This window comes from Kitasatospora sp. NPDC096147 (assembly GCF_044763225.1).
In the GTDB taxonomy this organism is placed as follows: domain Bacteria; phylum Actinomycetota; class Actinomycetes; order Streptomycetales; family Streptomycetaceae; genus Kitasatospora.
In genome coordinates, this window is the sequence record NZ_JBIWFX010000005.1 from 454,346 (window position 1) to 471,273 (window position 16,928).

The window sequence follows — 16,928 nt, forward strand, 5'->3', positions numbered from 1 at the left end:
CGGGGGGGGCCGGGGGGCGGGGGGGGGGCGGGGGGGCGGGGGGGGGGGGGCCCGCCCCCCCCCCCCCCCGGGGGGGGGGGGGGGGGGGGGCCCCCCCGGGGGCCCCCCCCCCCCCCCCCGCCGCGCCGGTCAGTCCTCGGCCGCCTCGGCCTTCTTCTTGTCCTGGGCGTGGCCCTCCTCGATGACCGCCTCGGCCACCGCGGCCATGGTCATCCGGCGGTCCATCGAGGTCTTCTGGATCCAGCGGAACGCGGCCGGCTCGTTGAGGCCGAACTTGGTCTGCAGGACGCTCTTCGCCCGGTCCACCAGCTTGCGGGTCTCCAGCCGCTGGGTGAGGTCGGCGATCTCCTCCTCCAGCGTGCGCATCTCGGTGTAGCGCGAGACGGCCATCTCGATCGCGGGCACCAGGTCGCTCTTGCTGAACGGCTTCACGATGTACGCCATAGCGCCGGCGTCCCGGGCCCGGTCCACCAGCTCGCGCTGGGAGAACGCGGTCAGCATCAGCACCGGCGCCAGGTGCGCCTGGTGGATCTGCTCGGCGGCGGACAGCCCGTCCAGCACCGGCATCTTGACGTCCAGGATGGCCAGGTCCGGCCTGAGCTCCTCGACCAGCTTCACGGCGGTCGCGCCGTCCCCGGCCTCACCGACGACGGTGTAGCCCTCCTCCTCGAGCATCTCCTTGAGGTCGAGGCGGATCAGCGCCTCGTCCTCGGCGATGACAATGCGGGTGATCTGGGGCGAGTCGGTGTCAAGCGGCTGTGCCTGCTCGTCGGCGGTGCTCACGGGGCTCCTCGTTCCGGCGGGGTGCTGCACCCACGAGCCTACCTAGCTGCACCGGACGGCGCGCACAGGGTATCCTTCTGAGCGCTCACCCTCGCCGGGTTGGTGGAATGGCATACACGGATGTCTCAAACACATCTGCCCGAAAGGGCTTGCGGGTTCGAATCCCGCACCCGGCACTGCTGACGGCCCGTCCGACGGGCCCCTCGGGTGACGACAGCGGGGCGCGGCCGGACGGCCGCGCCCCGCTGTCGTTCCCGTCGTCAGTTGTCGAGCTCGCCCACGTGGTGCACCCGGACGAGGTTGGTGGAGCCGGCCAGGCCGGGCGGGGAGCCCGCCGTGATGACCACGATGTCCCCCTTCGCGCAGTGCCCGAGCGAGAGCAGCGCCGCGTCCACCTGGGCCACCATCTCGTCGGTGGTGGGGGCGAACGGGCCGAGGAAGCTCTCGGCGCCCCAGGTGAGGGCCAGCTGCCCCTGGACGGCCGGCTCGTAGGTGAAGGCGATGACCGGGATGGGCGAGCGGTAGCGGGTCAGCCGGCGCGCGGTGTCGCCGGACTGGGTGAAGGCGATCAGGTACTTGGCCCCGAGGAAGTCACCGATCTCGGCCGCCGCGCGGGCGACGGCGCCGCCCTGGGTGCGCGGCTTGTTCGACTCGGTGAGCGGCGGCAGGCCGGCCGCCAGCACGTCCTCCTCGACGGCGCTGATGATCCGGGCCATGGTGCGGACGGTCTCCACCGGGTACTTGCCGACCGAGGTCTCCCCGGAGAGCATCACCGCGTCGGTGCCGTCCAGCACCGCGTTGGCCACGTCGGAGGCCTCGGCCCGGGTGGGCCGGGAGGCGTTGATCATCGAGTCCAGCATCTGGGTCGCCACGATCACCGGCTTAGCGTTCCGCTTGGCCAGCTTGACGGCCCGCTTCTGGACCAACGGCACGTCCTCCAGCGGCATTTCGACCCCGAGGTCGCCGCGGGCGACCATCAGGCCGTCGAAGGCGTCCACGATGGACTCGAGGTTCTCCACCGCCTGCGGCTTCTCGATCTTGGCGATGACCGGCACGACCCGGCCCTCCTCCGCCATGATCCGCCGGACGTCCTCGGCGTCGGCCCCGCTCCGCACGAAGGAGAGGGCGATGATGTCGGCCCCGGTCCGCAGGGCCCAGCGCAGGTCGGCGACGTCCTTGTCGCTGAGCGCGGGGACCGACACGGCGATGCCGGGGAGGTTGAGACCCTTGTGGTCGGAGATCAGACCGCCCTCGACGACGGTGCAGCGGATCCGGGGGCCGTCGACCGAGGCGACCTCCAGGCAGACCCGGCCGTCGTCGACCAGGACGCGTTCACCGGGCCGGACGTCGTCGGCCAGCCCGGGGTAGGTGGTGCCGCAGGTGTCGCGGTCGCCGACCACCCCGTCCTCGACGGAGATGGTGAACTCGTCGCCGCGTTCGAGGAGTACGGGCCCTTCGGCGAAGGTGCCCAGGCGGATCTTCGGACCTTGGAGGTCGACCAGGACCCCGACGCTGCGGCCGGTCTCCCGGGCCGCCTTGCGGACCCGGCGGTAGCGCTCCTCGTGCTCGGACTGGGAGCCATGACTGAGATTGAAACGGGCGACGTCCATACCGGCGTCGACCAGGGCCTTGATCTGCTCGTACGAATCGGCGGCGGGCCCGAGGGTACAGACGATTTTTGCTCGGCGCATGGCTGAGAGCCTAGGCATTACCGGTACGTAACTTAGACCTTCCGGCCGACTCCGTCGTGGCAGTTGTCGAACGATTCGGTGAACGACGTGACACGGCGTTAGTTCGCCTGCCGTGGCGACGAGTTGGTCCTGACACCCGGAGCCGATGCGGTTCCGTGAAGGCTTGTTCACCCCTGGTTCACCTCCGGTTCGGGCAGTACACCCGGCCGGGCGGGAATCTCAAGGTCCTGAAGTGCCGCTGGTGGGGGAAGGGTTGGCGATGAGACGAGTCATCGGCGTGCTTGCGGCGCTGGTGCTGCTGGGCGGGGTGGCGTACGCGGTGCTCCGGCCGGAGGGCGGGCCGAAGCTGACCGAGGTGCGGATCCTGATCGGGTCGGAGAAGGCGGAGTTCTTCAACGACCCGGCGGTGGCCGAGGAGTTCCGGGCCAAGGGCTTCGACGTGAGGAGCCAGACCATCGGTTCCTGGTCGATGGCCAGTACGAACCTGGACGGCTACGGGATGGTCTTCCCGGCCAGCCGGGGGCCGGCCGAGGAGGTGGCCCAGAAGCGCGGCATCAGCACCGAACCGGTCCGGCCGTTCTACTCGCCGCTGGTGATGATCGCGAACGAGCGGACCGCCCAGGTGCTGCTGGAGAACCAGCTGGCGACCAGGAAGGACGGCCGGGTCTGGACCCTGGACATGCGCGGCTACCTCAACGCGGTGAAGGCGGACCGGCGCTGGACCGACCTGAAGGGCGTGGACGGCAGCCCGGAGCTGCGCGGCGACCTGATCGCCACCAGCACCGACCCGGCCACCTCCTCCTCGGGCGCGCTCTACCTGGCCGCCGCCGCCTACCTGGAGAACGGCGACCGGGTGGTCGCGGACAGCGCCGGGCAGCAGAAGGTCGGCCCGCTGCTGAACAAGCTGACCGCCAAGCAGGGCGACCAGAAGACCAGTTCGGACGGCCCGTTCAAGGACTTCCTGAGCGGGGTCGGCCGGCCGCTGGTGCTGGTGTACGAGTCCCAGGTCGCCGCCATGGCGATCCAGGGGACCACCGTGAAGGACCTGGTGGTGCTCTACCCGGACACCACCGTTTCGAGTGACCACACCGCGCTCGGATTGACGTCGGACGGCTGGAAGATCGCCGAACTGCTCAGGGACGATCCGAAGTTGACCGCGCTCGCGGCGACCCACGGGTTCCGCCCGCAGGCCCGCCCGGAGGCGTTCGTCAACGCCTTCAAGGAGCAGGGCACGGCGCAGTTCGCCAAGAGCCTGACCGAGGCCGGGATCGTCCAGGCGCAGCCGCCGACGGTCCAGGTGCTGAACGAGCTGGTGACCGCCGCCAAGGCGAAGTCGTGACGGGCATGACGAGGGGGGCAGGAGTGCTGCGCAGGATCACACCCGGCGTGCTGGCGCTGGCGCTGGCACTGGCGGGCTGCACGAGCGAGGGCGGCGGCGGGAGCGGCGGCGGGGGCGGCGGGCCGGAGCAGCCGAAGGACGGCGTGCTGCGGGTGCTGGCGGGCAGTGAACTCCAGGACATGGCACCGGTGCTGGCCGACGCGAAGACGGCCACCGGGGTCCGGGTGGAGTTCACCTGGACCGGCTCGCTGGACGGCGCCGACACCGTCGCCACCGGGCAGGCGGACGGGAAGTACGACGCGCTCTGGTTCCCGTCCAACCACTACCTCCGGCTGGACGACACCGGCAAGGGCAAGCTGCTCTCCGAGACGCCGGTGATGACCACCCCGGTGGCGGTCGGGGTGCGGGCCACCATGCTGAGCGAGCTCGGCTGGGGGGACGGCTCGCAGGTCACCTGGCAGAAGATCGGCGAGGCGGCGGCGGCCGGGAAGCTGAGCTACGGGATGGCCGACCCGTCCCGCTCGAACTCCGGCTTCTCCGCGCTGGTCGCGGTGGCCTCGGCGTTCTCCGGGGCCGGCTCGGCGCTGACCGACGCCGACGTGGCCAAGGCCGCACCGCAGTTGAAGCAGTTCTTCACCGGCCAGAAGCTCACCTCCGGCTCCTCCGGCTGGCTCGCGGAGGCGTACCAGAAGGCCGCCAAGCAGAACGAGGGCAAGGTCGGCGCCCTGGTGAACTACGAGTCGGTGCTGCTCTCGCTGAACCGCACCCTGCCGGCCGAGGACCGGCTGACCGTGGTCCGGCCGGTGGACGGCGTGGTGTCAGCGGACTACCCGCTCACCCTGCTGGCCTCGGCCGGCAAGCCCGCCCAGGACTCCTTCCAGCGGCTGGGCCGCTACCTGCTGGAGGCGAAGACCCAGCAGCGGATCACCGAGGAGACCCTGCGCCGGCCGGTGACCGCCGGGGTCGCCCCGGCCGCCGGGCTGGCGGCCGACCGGCGCAGGGAGCTGCCCTTCCCGGGCAACCGGGCGGTGGCGGACGGGCTGCTGACGGCGTACCAGAACGAGCTGCGCCGGCCGTCCCGGACGGTCTACGTGCTGGACACCTCGGGCTCCATGAAGGGGCAGCGGCTGGACGCGCTGAAGGCGGCGATGGGCCGGCTGACGGGGGCCCAGGACCCGCGCGGCCAGCGGCGGTTCCGCCAGCGCGAGGAGGTGACGGTGGTGGAGTTCGCCTCGTCGGTGAAGTCCGAGCGGACCTACCGCATCCCGGCCGGGCCGCCGGACGCCGAGCTGGCCCGGATCCAGCAGGAGGTGCAGGCGATGGGGGCGGACGGCGGCACGGCCGTGTACAGCAGCCTGAAGGCCGCCTTCGAGCTGGTGGGCCGTCAGCAGGCGGCGGCCGGGGACGACCGCTTCACCTCGATCGTGGTGATGACGGACGGGGAGAGCAACGAGGGCCTCAAGGACCAGGACTTCCGCGCCTGGTACGGCTCGCTGTCCGGAGGCGCACGGGCGGTGCCGGTCTTCCCGATCCTGTTCGGCGACGCCGCGAAGGGGCAGCTCCAGGGCATCGCGGACCTGACCGGCGGGAAGCTGTTCGACGGACGGGGCTCGCTGGACGGGGCGTTCGAGGAGATCCGTGGGTATCAGTGACCGGCTGTGGGGCTACCTGGAGTCGCCGCGCAACGTGATCGGCTGCGTGGCGGGCACCGGGGGCCTCGCGCTGTACTTCGCGGGGGCGGCCGGCCCGTGGTGGCCGGCCGTGATCGCCGGGCTGTACGGGGCGGGGGCGCTGCTCGGGCCGAATCGGTGGCCCTGGGAGCGCCCCGAGGGACCGGACCCGATCGGTGCCGGCCGGCCCGGTGAGCCGGTACTGCCGCCGGCACCCCCGCCACCACGCCGGAAGCTGCCCGCCGCACTGCGGGCGGAGCTCGCGGAGCTCCGGGAGCGGTCGGCGGCCATCGGGCTGCCGAGCTCGGTGGACGCGGAGGGACTGTTCGCGGCGCTGGAGCGGGCGGAGGAGGGGCAGGCCCGGGCGGTCCTCGACCGGGAGCTTCCGCTCGCCTTGGACGGCTACGTGCGGGCTCGCAGCTGGGAGACCCTGGTGCCCGGCGAGGTCGACCCGGCCGCCGCCCTCAAGGCGGAGCTGGAGCGGCTCGGCAGCCTGCTCTGACCCGACACCCCCGGGGTGCTCCCGGCAGCACCCCGGGCCCGCACCGAAGCCCGGCCGGGGCCGTGACCCGATGCCCGGCCGGGAGCGTGGCCGGAGGGCTGCCGGCACCGCCGGTACGCCACCCGGACGGCTGCCCGCGCGGTGCCCGGGCCCCGGCTGAGGCACCGTCAACCCGGCCCTGACGCACCCGCGTCCGGGCCGGCGGGCGTTCCGGCTGCCCTCGCGGACACCTGGTTCGTCCCCCGACGGTGACCGTCCGGCCCTGTTGTCACTCCCGTCACTCCCGCAGGCTGGACCTCGACCAGCCGACCGGAGAGGACCACCCCAGGTGACCGCCGCCCCGCCGCATCCGCCGGTGCCGACGGTCCCCTCCCCCGGACGTCCGTGCGCCCGCTCACCCCTCCGGCGCCTCCAGCACCCCCGCCAGCTCGGCCCGGCGCCGGATGCCCAACTTCCGGAAACTGTTGGTCAGATGGGTCTCGACCGTGCGCAGCGCCAGGTGCAGCAGCTCGGCGATCTCCGGGTTGGAGTTGCCCTCGACGGCCAGCCGGCAGACCCGCTGCTCACCGGCGGTCAGCGCGCCGGCGCCGGTCTGCCGCTGCCGGTCGGGCTTGGCGCCGGAGGCCAGCAGCAGATCGGCGGCCACGCCGCGCAGCCGGACCGCACCGATCCGCTCTGCCCGGCTGACCGCCTCGCGGAGGGCCTCCCGGGCAGCCGCCCGCTGCCCGCTGCCGCCGAGCAGCCGGCCGAGCGTGGTCAGCGCCGGGATCAGTTCGACGTCCAGCCCGTCCGCCCGCAGCAGCTGCACCGCCTCCTGCACGGTGGCCAGCCCCTGCCGTCCGCCGGTGGCGGCACCGTGCACCCGCAGGGCCCGGCCGACGGTGCGCGGGGTGTCCCAGACCCGGGCCAGCCGGAGCTCCTCGGCGGCCAGCTCGGCCGCCGGGCCGACCTGGCCGAGCAGCAGGTGGCAGTCGGCGGCGGCCGACCGCCAGGGGGTGACGATCGGGCTGAGCACCTGCCGCTCCAACTGGCGCCGGCCGCAGTCCAGCAGATCGGCCAGCGCCTCGGTGACCCGGCCGTCGGCGAGGTGCAGCAGGCCCCGGGCGTAGACGAGTTCGTTCATCTCCCAGGAGGACGGGCCGCTCGGCGGGCTGTCCTCGAAGCCGGCCGCGACCAGCTGCCGGGCCTGGACCGGGTGGCCGGTCTCCGCCAGGGCGATCACCGCCTGCGAGGTGAGGTGCGCATTGCCCAGGCTGAGCACGCCGCGCTGGTCCGAGGCGGCGGCCAACTCCTGCAGCAGCAGGGTGAACTGACCCCGCATCACCCGGCTCTCGGCCCGCACGCTGAGCAGGCACTGGTAGGCCGGGTGCAGCTTGGCGCCCCGGTGCGCGGTCAGGCCCTCGGCCACCAGCCGGTCGGCCAGGTCCAGCCGGTCGGCCCACTGGGCCAGCGTGGCGGCGGAGGCGGTCAGGTAGCTGGCGGAGAAGCTGTCCTGCGGCTGGGCGGTCAACTCGACCACCCGGCGGGAGACTTCGGCGGCGGACAGCCGTCCGCTGGTGGCGTCGAACTCGGTCAGCAGCCCGTAGGCGGCCGGTGCCACCCCGGTGGCCGAGCGGGCCTCGATCCGGCGCACCCCCTCCACCACCTGGATCCAGCTGTCCCCGTCGTGGGAGGCGATCAGCGCGGTGGCGGCGTGCACGGCGTGCGCCAGGTCGGCCCGGTCGGCGAACCGCTCGGCCAGGTCCTCCAGCACGTCCAGCGCGGCGGCCGTCTCGCCCCGGCCGGCCAGCGCCACACCGAGCGCGTTGGCGGCCTCGAAGACCGCCTCGTCGGACTGGTGCAGCCGGACCGCCTCGGCCAGGTGGCGGGTGCCGTTGACCGACTCGGGCGGGCCCAAGGTCACTTCCAGGCAGCCGAGTTCGACCAGCACGGTGCCCCGGCGGCACTGGCTGAGCGGCTCCCGCAGGGCCCGTCGCAGCAGCCGGACGGCGTACTCCCGGCCGCCCTCGCGCTGGGCCTGCCGGGCGGTGCCGATCAGGACGTCGGCGGCCCACTCGGCGCCGCACACCTCGGTGCGCATCAGCTGTTCGGCGACCACGCCGTCCGGCTCGCCCCGACCGTAGAGCAGGGTGGCCGCGCTGCGGTGCAGCTCGGCCCGGCGCTGGTCGCTCCAGCCGGCCAGCAGGGCGGCGGGCAGCCAGGGGTGGGCGAACTCGGGCAGCGCGTCGGCCGGGCCGGGGAGCAGCAGGCCGAGGGCCCGCAGGCTCTGCACCCAGTCCGGCAGCCAGCCGGAGTGGTCGGGCAGCTCCGGGTGGCCCGCCCCGCCGGCGTGGTCCGGCACGGCCGGCCCGTACGGCTGGTACGGCCGGACCGGCGGGGCCAGTTGGGCGGCGACCAGGTCGGCCAGGGTGACCGTGCCGGTGCGGGTGCCGCTGAGCTCGGCCATGGTGCGGGCGGTGGTGGCGGCCGGTTCGCCGACGCCGGCCAGCCAGTGGCCGACCGCCTCGCGGAAGGCGCCGGTCGGCACCGGGCCGAGCGCGGCACCGAGCGGGCGGCTCTCCGGGCAGGTCAGGGCGGTGAGCAGCAGCGGGAGTCCGCCGGTGGCCCGGTGGCACTCCTCCGCGAGGCTCTCCGACACCGGGCGGCCGAGCCGGCCGGCCAGCAGCTCGGCGCTGCCGGCCCGGCTGAGCGGGGCGAGCCGGCGGCTCTGCAGGACGGTGGCGGGCAGGCCGGCGCCGAACGGGGGCAGCAGGTCGGTCGGCCCCGGGTCCCGGCGCTCGGTCACCACCAGCAGCACCGGCAGGCGGTGCAGCCGGCGGGCGAGCTGGCGCAGCCAGTCGGCGGACTCCCGGTCGGCGTGCTGCACGTCGTCCACCAGCAGCAGCAGCGGGCGCCGCACCGCGGTCTCCCGGAGCAGCTCCCAGGGAGCCCGGCCGTCCTGGTCCGGACCGAACTCCGGACCGGGGCCGCTGAGCTGACGGGCCACCGCATGGGGGTGGCCGCTCTCGTCGGGGGCGCAGGCCGCCCGACGCACCGTCATGCCCCAGGAGACCTCCGGGGCGGCCACCGCGTCCAGCAGGGCGCTGCGGCCGATCCCGCTCGACCCGGTGATCACCAGCAGCCGACCCGCACCGTGCCTGGCCAGGTCAGCCAGCCTGGCCGCCTCGGCCAGCACCGTCTGACGCTCGGCCAGCACCGTCTGACGCCCGGCCCGACCGGCCGGCACCGTGGCTGCCGCCCCGGCTGCCGTGCCACCGCTGTACATCGCTCCGCCTCCTCCTGCCCGTCCCGTTCATTCCACGTGTCGGCGCCCTGAGCCGGACCCCCCGATCGACCACCAAAACGTGTGACCTTCGTCTCACCCGGCGGATCTCGTGGTGGACCACGATGGCCGCCCCGGCCTGCCCGCGGTGAGCATGTTGTCCAGGCGGGAGGGGCCGTGGCTCAGTCGTTCCCGCATGTCAGGGCACCGACGAGGCATGAGGCAGGCCACCGTGACGATCCAGTTCGCCGACGAAACGCTGCGGCACACCGCCGTGGTCCAGGTAGCGATCCACGCGACCGATCCGATCTCCTACGCGGGTGCCGCCAGCCAGCTGCGCGGCTGCAGCGACCTCCAGGTGGTCGCCGAGGCCGGGCCCGGCACGGTCACCGTGGTGGTGGCGGAGTCGGTGGACACCGCCGTCACCGGCACCATGCGGCGGCTGGTGCACCGGGACAGCAGCCGGGTGGTGCTGGTGGTGGACCAGATCCGGGAGGCCGATCTGCTGGAGGCGGTGGAGTGCGGCGTCTCGGCGATCCTGCGCCGCCGCGAGGCGACCGCCGAGCGCCTCGGGCAGGCCGTGCTGGCCGCCGCCCGGGGCGAGGGCGACCTGCCCGGCGACCTGCTCGGCCGGCTGATCGCGCAGATGGGCCGGCTCCAACGCAGCGTCCAGGGCCTGCCCGGCTACGCCCCGCCCGGCATCTCGGAGCGCGAGTCCGACATCCTCCGGCTGATCGCCGAGGGCTGGGACACCGGGGAGATCGCCGGCCGGCTCTCCTACTCCGAACGGACCGTCAAGAACGTCCTGCACGGCCTGACCACCCGCCTCAATCTCCGCAACCGCGCGCACGCCGTCGCCCACGCCCTGCGCGAGGGTTACATCTAGACCGCCATGCGGTCGCACGCCTACACATATCGCCGAACTTCCCGTCCGCGCCAGCTCCGCCCACCGGCCCGGCCCCGGGGGTAGCCACCCCGGGCCGGGGGTACACGGAAGGTAGGGGCGGACGGTCACGGCGGGACCGGCGCCCGGCGCACGGTGGGCGTCATGTGGGGGTCCCTCAGAACTCACCTGTTGGAAACGTGTTGGGGGGTGTTCCCGGCCGGGTTTTGCGTGCAGACTTCTACGCGCGTCACCGCCTGCCTGCTGACGCCCCGTCCGTTCACGTTGGAGCCCTCCATGCCCCTGAACCGTCGTGACTTCGTCGCCCGGACGGCGGTCACCGCAGCCGGTGCCGCCCTGACCGGCGGCCTCCCGGTGGCGCTCGCCACCGAGGCCTCGGCCGCGCCCGCCGAGCAGCGCGGCCGGGAGAAGAAGAAGCAGACGTTCACCGTGATGGGCACCACCGACCTGCACGGCCGGGTGCTGAACTGGGACTACTTCACCGACGCCGAGTACGACGACAAGGCGCACAACGACGTCGGCCTCGCCAAGATCGCCACCCTGGTGAAGCAGATCCGGGCCGAGAAGGGCTGCGAGCGCACCCTGCTGATCGACGCCGGCGACACCATCCAGGGCACCCAGCTCGCCTACTACTACGCCCGGGTCGAGCCGATCACCGGCAAGCGGGCGCCCAAGCACCCGATGGCCGTGGCGATGAACGCCCTGCGGTACGACGCCGCCGCGCTGGGCAACCACGAGTTCAACTACGGCATCCCGCTGCTCCGCGCCTTCGAGCGCCAGCTGGACTTCCCGCTGCTCGGTGCCAACGCGCTGGACGCGAAGAACGAGCGGCCCGCCTTCCCGCCCTACGTGATCAAGGAGCTGCACCTCGGCCACGGCCGGGCGCTGCGGGTCGGCATCCTGGGCCTGACCAACCCGGGCATCGCGATCTGGGACAAGGCCAACGTGGCCGGTCAGATGGTCTTCCCGGGCATCGTCGAGCAGGCCAAGAAGTACGTGCCCCGGCTGCGCTCGGCCGGCGCCGAGGTGGTCGTGGTGGCCGCGCACACCGGGGCCGACGAGCCCAGCTCCTGGGGCGACCAGCTGCCCTGGGGCGAGAACGTGGCGGCCGAGCTGGCCGCCGCCGTGCCCGGCATCGACGCGATCCTGGTCGGCCACGCGCACAAGGAGATCCCGCAGCGCCTGGTGACCAACCGGGAGACCGGGAAGACCGTGGTGCTCTCCGAGCCGCTCGCCTGGGGCCAGCGGCTGACCTGCTTCGACTTCGAGGTGGAGTTCGAGCGCGGCCGGTGGGCCGTCACCTCGGTGACCTCCCGGGTGCTCAACTCCAACACCGTGCCGGAGGACCGGGAGGTGGTCCGGCTGATCGACGCCCAGCACAGGAAGACGGTCGCCTACGTCAACCAGGTGATCGGCACCAGCAAGGCCGAACTCTCCATCGCCGAGGCCCGGTTCAAGGACGTGCCGATCATCGACCTGATCGGCCGGGTGCAGGCGGACACCGTGAAGGCCGCGCTGGTGGGCACCCCGTACGCCGCCCTGCCGGTGCTGGCCCAGGCCGCGCCGTTCAACCGCACCGCCGTGATCCCGGCCGGCACGGTGAAGCTGCGGGACGCCGCCGGGCTTTACATCTACGAGAACACCCTGGAGGCCCGGGTCCTGACGGGTGCCCAGATCAAGGACTACCTGGAGTACTCCGCGAAGTACTTCGCCCAGCTCGGCCCGAACGACCCGGTCGACCTGGACACCCTGACCAACCAGGCGAACAACACCCCGGACTACAACTACGACTCGATCTGGGGCCTGTCCTACGACATCGACCTGACCCAGCCAGTCGGCTCCCGGATCGTCAACCTCTCCTTCGAGGGCGCGGCGGTCGACCCGGCGAAGCAGTTCGTGCTGGCGGTCAACAACTACCGGGCCAACGGCGGCGGCAACTTCCCGCACGTGGCCAAGGCCACGGTGGCCTGGTCGAACTCCGAGGAGATCCGCAACACGATGATCACCTGGGTGAAGGCCAAGGGCGGCATCGACCCCGCCGAGTTCGGCGGCGGCACCTGGCGCCTGGTCCGGAACGGCGTCCCGCTGTTCTGATCCGGCCCCGGGCGGGCATCCTCGGGTCGGCGGCACCGGACTTCGGTGCCGCCGACCCGGCGTTCCGGAGCGGCACATGAGGGCGAAACGAGCCGCCGCGGCGGCCATCTCGGCGCTGCTGCTGGCCGGCTGCACCGCGCCGGACGGGCCCGACCCGGCGCCCAGCCGGAGCAGCACCGCGCCGGAGGACCCGGTCGCCTCGGCCGCCCGGGCCCGGGCGGCCGAGGTGGTGCGGGCCTGGGAGCACTCGGCCGCCCGACTCGCCTGGCGCACCGGCTACTACCCGCTGGACCCGAACCCGGAGTGGCTGCCGGCCGGTGCCTTCCGGAGCCTGCACGAGAAGGCCGGGTACCTGAGCGGCTCCTTCGCCCTCCCGGCGCGGCTGCCCGGCGGCGAACCGGCCGCCGAGGTCCGCTGGGGCGACGGCAGCGCGCTCGGCCTCCCGCTGCGCTCCGTCCGGGAGAGCCTGCTCGACCTGGCCGGGAACCGGCAGGCCGGCCCCTGCCACGGGGACTGCACTCCGCTGCCGGTCGGCGAGGTCCGCGCCGGCCGCCGCGAGGTCGGCACCAGCCGTGGCCAAGCCACCGTCCCGGTCTGGGAGTTCACCGTCGAGGGTTACGCCGAGCCGTTCGCGCTGCCCGCCGTGGGGGCGCAGGACCGGGCCCGCCCGCTGCCGCCGGCCGGCTGGCCGGGCTCCCCGGCCGGCCTGTCGGTCGGCTCCTTCGGCGCCCGGACCGCCGGCGACGACGGCCTCACCCTCACCGGCACGGTCGACCTCGGGCCGTGCCGCCGGGTGGTGCTCAGCGAGACCTACGAGACGGAGGACTCGGTGGTCCCGTTCGTCCTCCTGGCCACCGACCCCGGCGGGGACTGCGCGGGCGAGCGGGTGAGCGGCGCGGCCACCGTCCACCTGCGCGGCCCGCTCGGTGGCCGGACGGTGCTCGACCTGGAGACCGGTGAGCCCCGGCGGGTCGGAGCGGTCGGCTGAGCGGCGGGAACCGAACGGGCCGGAGCCACGTCCGAGTCCCACCAACTCCGCTTTCCGGCACGGGAGATGATGGACATGCGACGACTCACCGGCCTCGCTCTGACGGCTCTCCTGCTGGCCGGCTGCGGCACCGCCACCGGCGGGCACCCGAGCACCACCGGCGGGCAGTCGAACGCCACCGGCGGGCACCGGAGCACCGTCGGCACGTTACCCGCACCGACCGTGGCGGCCGAGCTGCGGGAGCGGGCCGCACAGGTGGCCCGGGAGTGGCCCGGGTCGGAAGCCGAGCGGGCCTGGTCGACCGGCTACCACCCGCTGGCAGCGGACCTGGAGTGGCTGCCCTCCGACGCGTTCACCAAGGGCGGCAAGGTCGCCTACCTCAGTGGTCTGTTCGAGCCGGTCGTCGCCCTCCCGACGGCCGACGCCACCGCCGAAGTGGTCTGGGTGTACGGGCAGCGGGCGGCCCTGCCGATGCTCTCGCCGACGGAGGTGCTGGCCCGGCTCGCCGAGGGGAAGCACCCGTGCGGCCCGGCCTGCGAACCGCCGCTGAAGGTGACCGGAGCCGCCCGGGGCAGCCGCACCGTGGCCACCAGTCGGGGCCAGGCCACCGTCCCCGTCTGGGAGTTCACCGTCGAGGGCTACCAGGAGCCGTTCGCCTTCCCGGCCGTCGCCCCCCAACAGCCCCCCGCCGGCACCCCGTCCGGGAAGTGGGAGCGGCAGGGCGTGGGCTTCCTGGCCGTCTCGGCCGACGGCCTGACCGTCACCGGGGAGGTCCGACGCGGCGGCTGCGAGGAGGTGGTGGGCACCGAGGCGTACGAGACCGACCGGGTGGTGGTGCTGATGGCCCAGCTGGAGCCGCTGCGGACCACGGCGAGCTGTGACGCCGCCCTGCTCCGCGAGCCGGTCGCCGTGCGGCTGACCAGGCCGCTGGACGCCCGGCTGGTGCTGGACCTGGCCACCGGCGCGCCCCGGCCGGCCCACTGACGGCGCGGGGCCCGGGGAGTCGCACGCTCCCCGGGCCCCGCACTGGTGGTGACGTGTGGTCAGACGGCGACCGGGGCCGGGGCCTCGGTGGCCTCCACGGTCTCGGCCGGCGCCGCCTTCGGCGGGCGCGGGATGGCCAGGGCGGCCAGACCGCCGAGGACCACCACCGCCACGCCGACCCAGACCGCCGGGTGCAGGCCGTCGGTGAACTCGGTCGCGTTGCGCATGCTGCCGTTGGCGGTGAAGACGCTGCTCAGCACCGCGATGCCGAGCGCCCCGCCGATCTCCCGGACGGTGGTGTTGGCACCGGACGCCTTGCCCCGGTGCTCCGGGCCGACCGCGCCGAGCACCACGGCGGCCGTCGGGGCGATCGCAAAGCCCATGCCCGCCCCGGCCAGCAGCATCGCGCCGACCAGCCGGGAGTACGGGGTGTCCGGACCGGCCGCCAGATTGATCCAGGCCAGACCGCCGGCCTGGAGGAAGAGGCCCAGCGCCATCAGCCGCCCGCCGCCGACCCTGTCGGTCAGCGCACCGGCGATCGGCGCGATCACCATCGGCATCAGCGTCCAGGCCAGCGTCAGGGTGCCGGCGTGCAGCGGGGTGCGCGGCGGGGCGATCTGCAGGTACTGGGAGAGGAAGAAGATCGAGCCGAAGACCCCGAAGTACATCGAGGCGGAGACCAGGTTGGTCAGGGTGAAGGCGCGGATCCGGTAGAAGCCGAGCGGCAGCAGCGGGTGCGGCGCCCGCCGCTCCCAGGCCACGAAGGCGGCCAGCAGCACCACGGCGACCGCGAAGGCGCCGAGGATCCTCGTGTCGGTCCAGCCGTCCTCGCTGCCGTTGACGATGCCCCAGACCATCGCCAGCAGACCGCCGGTGGCCAGCACCATGCCGACCAGGTCCAGCTTGGCCTTCTCGCCCCGGCTCTCGCGCAGCGCCATCAGAGCCAGCGGGACGGCGACGATGCCGACCGGGATGTTGATCCAGAAGATCCACTCCCAGGCCAGACCCTCCACCACCGCGCCGCCGACCACCGGGCCGAGCGCGATGGCCAGCCCGCTGACGGCCGACCAGAGGCCGAGCGCCAGGCTGCGCATCTTCTCCGGCACCGCGTTGGACAGCAGGGTCAGCGAGAGCGGCATGACGGCCGCCGCGCCGAAGCCCTGGATCGCCCGGGCCAGGATCAGCTGGCCGCTGGTGTCGGCCAGTCCGCAGCCGATCGAGGAGAGGGTGAAGAGCACGATGCCGAGCGCGAAGACCTTGCGGTGGCCGAAGCGGTCACCGAGCGCGGCACCGGTCAGCAGCAGGCAGGCGAAGCTCAGCACGTAGGCGTTGACGAACCACTGGAGGTCCTGGGTGCTGGCCTTCAGGTCCACCGCGAGGGTGTGCAGCGCGGTGGACACCACCAGGTTGTCCAGCGCCACCATGAACATCGGCAGGCTGCACGCGACGATCGACAGCCAGAGCGGTACCTTGCGCCCGGCGGGGGCGGGTGCGGACATGGCGGATCTCCCTTGTCGGGCGGGGATGTTGGGGAAGGGTGACCGTCAGGCGGCGGATTCGCCGTCGCCCTCGGCGGACTCGGCGGCAGCGGCGGCGTCGGTGCGCTGCTGCTCGGCGAGCCGGTGCCGGGCGTCGGTCCAGGTGATCGGCAGCTGCTCGGCGGTGGTGTCCCAGAAGGTGAAGACGGAGGTCTTGGTCACCGCACGGAGCGAGGTCATGATCGAGTAGTGCGGTTCGGCCTTGGCGTAGGCGTAGAGCGACTGCCGGTCCTCCCAGGCCGAGAGCGTCCAGAAGACGCCCTTCAGCGGCTGGGCGATCAGCGAGGCGCCGACCGCGCCGGGCGCGGTCTTGACCTGCTTCCAGGTGGCCAGGGACTTGAGGAAGAAGCGCGGCACGTCCTTGAGGGACCGGACCTCCAGCCGGGAGGCCATCACCAGCACCTGGCTGTTCGGGCGAGGGGCGTTCGGGGTGGTCCAGGGCAGCGTGGGCATGCGTCGGCCTTTCGGTGCACTATTGGAGTGTCGCACTATCTATATTAGACAGTGCAGCTACCTAATTTCCAGTGGAGAGCGGAGAAGATGCGGATCTCGGAGCTGAGCCGCCGCAGCGGCGTCCCGGTGGCGACCATCAAGTACTACTTGCGGGAGGAACTGCTGCCCGCCGGGGTGGCCACCTCCGCCACCCAGGCGGAGTACGACGAGCACCACCTCCGCCGGCTCCGGCTGGCCCGCGCACTGGTCACCGTGCGCGGCCTGTCGGTGTCCACCACCCGGGAGGTGCTCCGAGGGTTGGACGAGCACTCGACGGACGTCCACTTCCTGCTCGGCCTGGCGGTCGGCGCGGTGCCGACCGGCGATGCCGGTCCGTCCGAGGACGGACCGCAAGAACCCTCCCCCGCAGACGAGTTGATCTCCGCCATGGGCTGGGAGATCAGCGACAAGGCTCCTACCCGCGCGGTGGTCACCGACACCCTCGGCACGCTCCGGGAGCTGGGCCTGCCGGCCGACTGGCAGGCCCTGCTCCCCTACGCCGAGCTGGCCGAACGCACCGCCGCCCTCGACCTGGACCAACTGGAGGGCGTGCCCGACCCCTTGGAGCGGGTGGAGCGCGCCGTGCTGCTCACCATCCTGCTGGAGCCCGTGCTGCTCGCCCTGCGCCGGATGGCGCAGGAGAACGAGTCCGCCAAGCGGTACGGCCTCCCGGTCGACTGA

At 73.4% G+C, this 16,928-nt stretch carries 13 protein-coding genes and 1 tRNA gene; 9 read left to right on the forward strand and 5 right to left on the reverse strand.

All coding sequences use genetic code 11. The features are described from left to right. Nucleotides 1–129: 129 nt before the first annotated feature. Nucleotides 130–783: an ANTAR domain-containing response regulator gene (locus tag ACIRBX_RS19705; RefSeq protein WP_402298291.1), complete on the reverse strand. Its 654-nt coding sequence runs from the start codon at nucleotides 781–783 to the stop codon at nucleotides 130–132. A 93-nt stretch (nucleotides 784–876) separates the two neighbouring features. Between ACIRBX_RS19705 and ACIRBX_RS19710 the strand changes: the two genes are divergently transcribed. After that, nucleotides 877–959 (forward strand) — tRNA-Leu (locus tag ACIRBX_RS19710). An 84-nt stretch (nucleotides 960–1,043) separates the two neighbouring features. On the opposite strand, the gene pyk is transcribed toward ACIRBX_RS19710, so the two are convergent. Then, entirely contained in the window at nucleotides 1,044–2,474 is a 1,431-nt protein-coding gene (gene pyk / locus ACIRBX_RS19715; protein ID WP_402298293.1) for a pyruvate kinase, read from the reverse strand. A 259-nt stretch (nucleotides 2,475–2,733) separates the two neighbouring features. On the opposite strand from pyk, the gene ACIRBX_RS19720 reads away from it, so the two are divergent. Genes ACIRBX_RS19720 through ACIRBX_RS19730 form a run of 3 tightly spaced genes read left to right on the forward strand, consistent with a single transcriptional unit; the run spans nucleotide 2,734 to nucleotide 5,985 of the window. Continuing rightward, nucleotides 2,734–3,813 carry a hypothetical protein gene (locus ACIRBX_RS19720; protein ID WP_402298295.1) on the forward strand — a complete coding sequence of 360 codons (1,080 nt, stop codon included), beginning with the start codon at nucleotides 2,734–2,736 and terminating at the stop codon, nucleotides 3,811–3,813. Nucleotides 3,814–3,836: 23 nt separating this feature from the next. Next, on the forward strand, nucleotides 3,837–5,465 hold the full coding sequence (locus ACIRBX_RS19725) for a VWA domain-containing protein (RefSeq protein WP_402298297.1): 1,629 nt from the start codon (nucleotides 3,837–3,839) through the stop codon (nucleotides 5,463–5,465). After that, a complete protein-coding gene (locus ACIRBX_RS19730) occupies nucleotides 5,452–5,985 on the forward strand; it encodes a hypothetical protein (protein ID WP_402298299.1) in 534 nt (177 codons plus the stop codon). Before ACIRBX_RS19725 ends, ACIRBX_RS19730 begins: the two co-directional genes overlap by 14 nt. A gap of 394 nt (nucleotides 5,986–6,379) precedes the next feature. On the opposite strand, the gene ACIRBX_RS19735 is transcribed toward ACIRBX_RS19730, so the two are convergent. Beyond that, the gene (locus ACIRBX_RS19735) at nucleotides 6,380–9,250 is read right to left on the reverse strand and encodes a LuxR C-terminal-related transcriptional regulator (RefSeq protein WP_402298301.1); all 2,871 of its coding nucleotides are present in this window, start codon (nucleotides 9,248–9,250) and stop codon (nucleotides 6,380–6,382) included. 214 nt (nucleotides 9,251–9,464) lie between these two features. On the opposite strand from ACIRBX_RS19735, the gene ACIRBX_RS19740 reads away from it, so the two are divergent. The 4 genes from ACIRBX_RS19740 to ACIRBX_RS19755 all read left to right on the forward strand — a co-directional run bounded on the left by ACIRBX_RS19740 (nucleotide 9,465) and on the right by ACIRBX_RS19755 (nucleotide 14,217). Further along, entirely contained in the window at nucleotides 9,465–10,133 is a 669-nt protein-coding gene (locus ACIRBX_RS19740) for a LuxR C-terminal-related transcriptional regulator (protein WP_402298303.1), read from the forward strand. 294 nt (nucleotides 10,134–10,427) lie between these two features. Continuing rightward, a complete protein-coding gene (locus ACIRBX_RS19745; protein WP_402298305.1) occupies nucleotides 10,428–12,245 on the forward strand; it encodes a bifunctional metallophosphatase/5'-nucleotidase in 1,818 nt (605 codons plus the stop codon). 76 nt (nucleotides 12,246–12,321) lie between these two features. Further along, nucleotides 12,322–13,233, forward strand: a complete 912-nt coding sequence (locus tag ACIRBX_RS19750) for a hypothetical protein (protein ID WP_402298306.1) — start codon at nucleotides 12,322–12,324, stop codon at nucleotides 13,231–13,233. A gap of 75 nt (nucleotides 13,234–13,308) precedes the next feature. Continuing rightward, nucleotides 13,309–14,217, forward strand: a complete 909-nt coding sequence (locus ACIRBX_RS19755) for a hypothetical protein (protein WP_402298308.1) — start codon at nucleotides 13,309–13,311, stop codon at nucleotides 14,215–14,217. Nucleotides 14,218–14,276: 59 nt separating this feature from the next. Here the strand turns inward: ACIRBX_RS19755 and ACIRBX_RS19760 are convergent, their stop codons facing one another. Both ACIRBX_RS19760 and ACIRBX_RS19765 read right to left on the reverse strand, forming a co-directional pair. Next, on the reverse strand, nucleotides 14,277–15,716 hold the full coding sequence (locus tag ACIRBX_RS19760) for a DHA2 family efflux MFS transporter permease subunit (protein ID WP_402298310.1): 1,440 nt from the start codon (nucleotides 15,714–15,716) through the stop codon (nucleotides 14,277–14,279). Between the two features lie 45 nt (nucleotides 15,717–15,761). Further along, nucleotides 15,762–16,208, reverse strand: coding sequence for a DUF3291 domain-containing protein (locus ACIRBX_RS19765; protein ID WP_402298312.1), 447 nt, complete (start codon nucleotides 16,206–16,208; stop codon nucleotides 15,762–15,764). 87 nt (nucleotides 16,209–16,295) lie between these two features. Here ACIRBX_RS19765 and ACIRBX_RS19770 point away from each other — a divergent pair, with 87 nt between their 5' ends. Then, entirely contained in the window at nucleotides 16,296–16,928 is a 633-nt protein-coding gene (locus ACIRBX_RS19770) for a MerR family transcriptional regulator (RefSeq protein ID WP_402298314.1), read from the forward strand.

What these genes read in the sequence shown, in the direction of transcription:
- pyk (WP_402298293.1), bottom strand. Translation starts at nt 2,474, where the DNA reads ATGCGCCGAGCAAAAATCGTCTGTACCCTCGGGCCCGCCGCCGATTCG.
- ACIRBX_RS19720 (WP_402298295.1), top strand. Translation starts at nt 2,734, where the DNA reads ATGAGACGAGTCATCGGCGTGCTTGCGGCGCTGGTGCTGCTGGGCGGG.
- ACIRBX_RS19735 (WP_402298301.1), bottom strand. Translation starts at nt 9,250, where the DNA reads ATGTACAGCGGTGGCACGGCAGCCGGGGCGGCAGCCACGGTGCCGGCC.
- ACIRBX_RS19740 (WP_402298303.1), top strand. Translation starts at nt 9,465, where the DNA reads ATGAGGCAGGCCACCGTGACGATCCAGTTCGCCGACGAAACGCTGCGG.
- ACIRBX_RS19745 (WP_402298305.1), top strand. Translation starts at nt 10,428, where the DNA reads ATGCCCCTGAACCGTCGTGACTTCGTCGCCCGGACGGCGGTCACCGCA.
- ACIRBX_RS19750 (WP_402298306.1), top strand. Translation starts at nt 12,322, where the DNA reads ATGAGGGCGAAACGAGCCGCCGCGGCGGCCATCTCGGCGCTGCTGCTG.
- ACIRBX_RS19755 (WP_402298308.1), top strand. Translation starts at nt 13,309, where the DNA reads ATGCGACGACTCACCGGCCTCGCTCTGACGGCTCTCCTGCTGGCCGGC.
- ACIRBX_RS19760 (WP_402298310.1), bottom strand. Translation starts at nt 15,716, where the DNA reads ATGTCCGCACCCGCCCCCGCCGGGCGCAAGGTACCGCTCTGGCTGTCG.
- ACIRBX_RS19765 (WP_402298312.1), bottom strand. Translation starts at nt 16,208, where the DNA reads ATGCCCACGCTGCCCTGGACCACCCCGAACGCCCCTCGCCCGAACAGC.
- ACIRBX_RS19770 (WP_402298314.1), top strand. Translation starts at nt 16,296, where the DNA reads ATGCGGATCTCGGAGCTGAGCCGCCGCAGCGGCGTCCCGGTGGCGACC.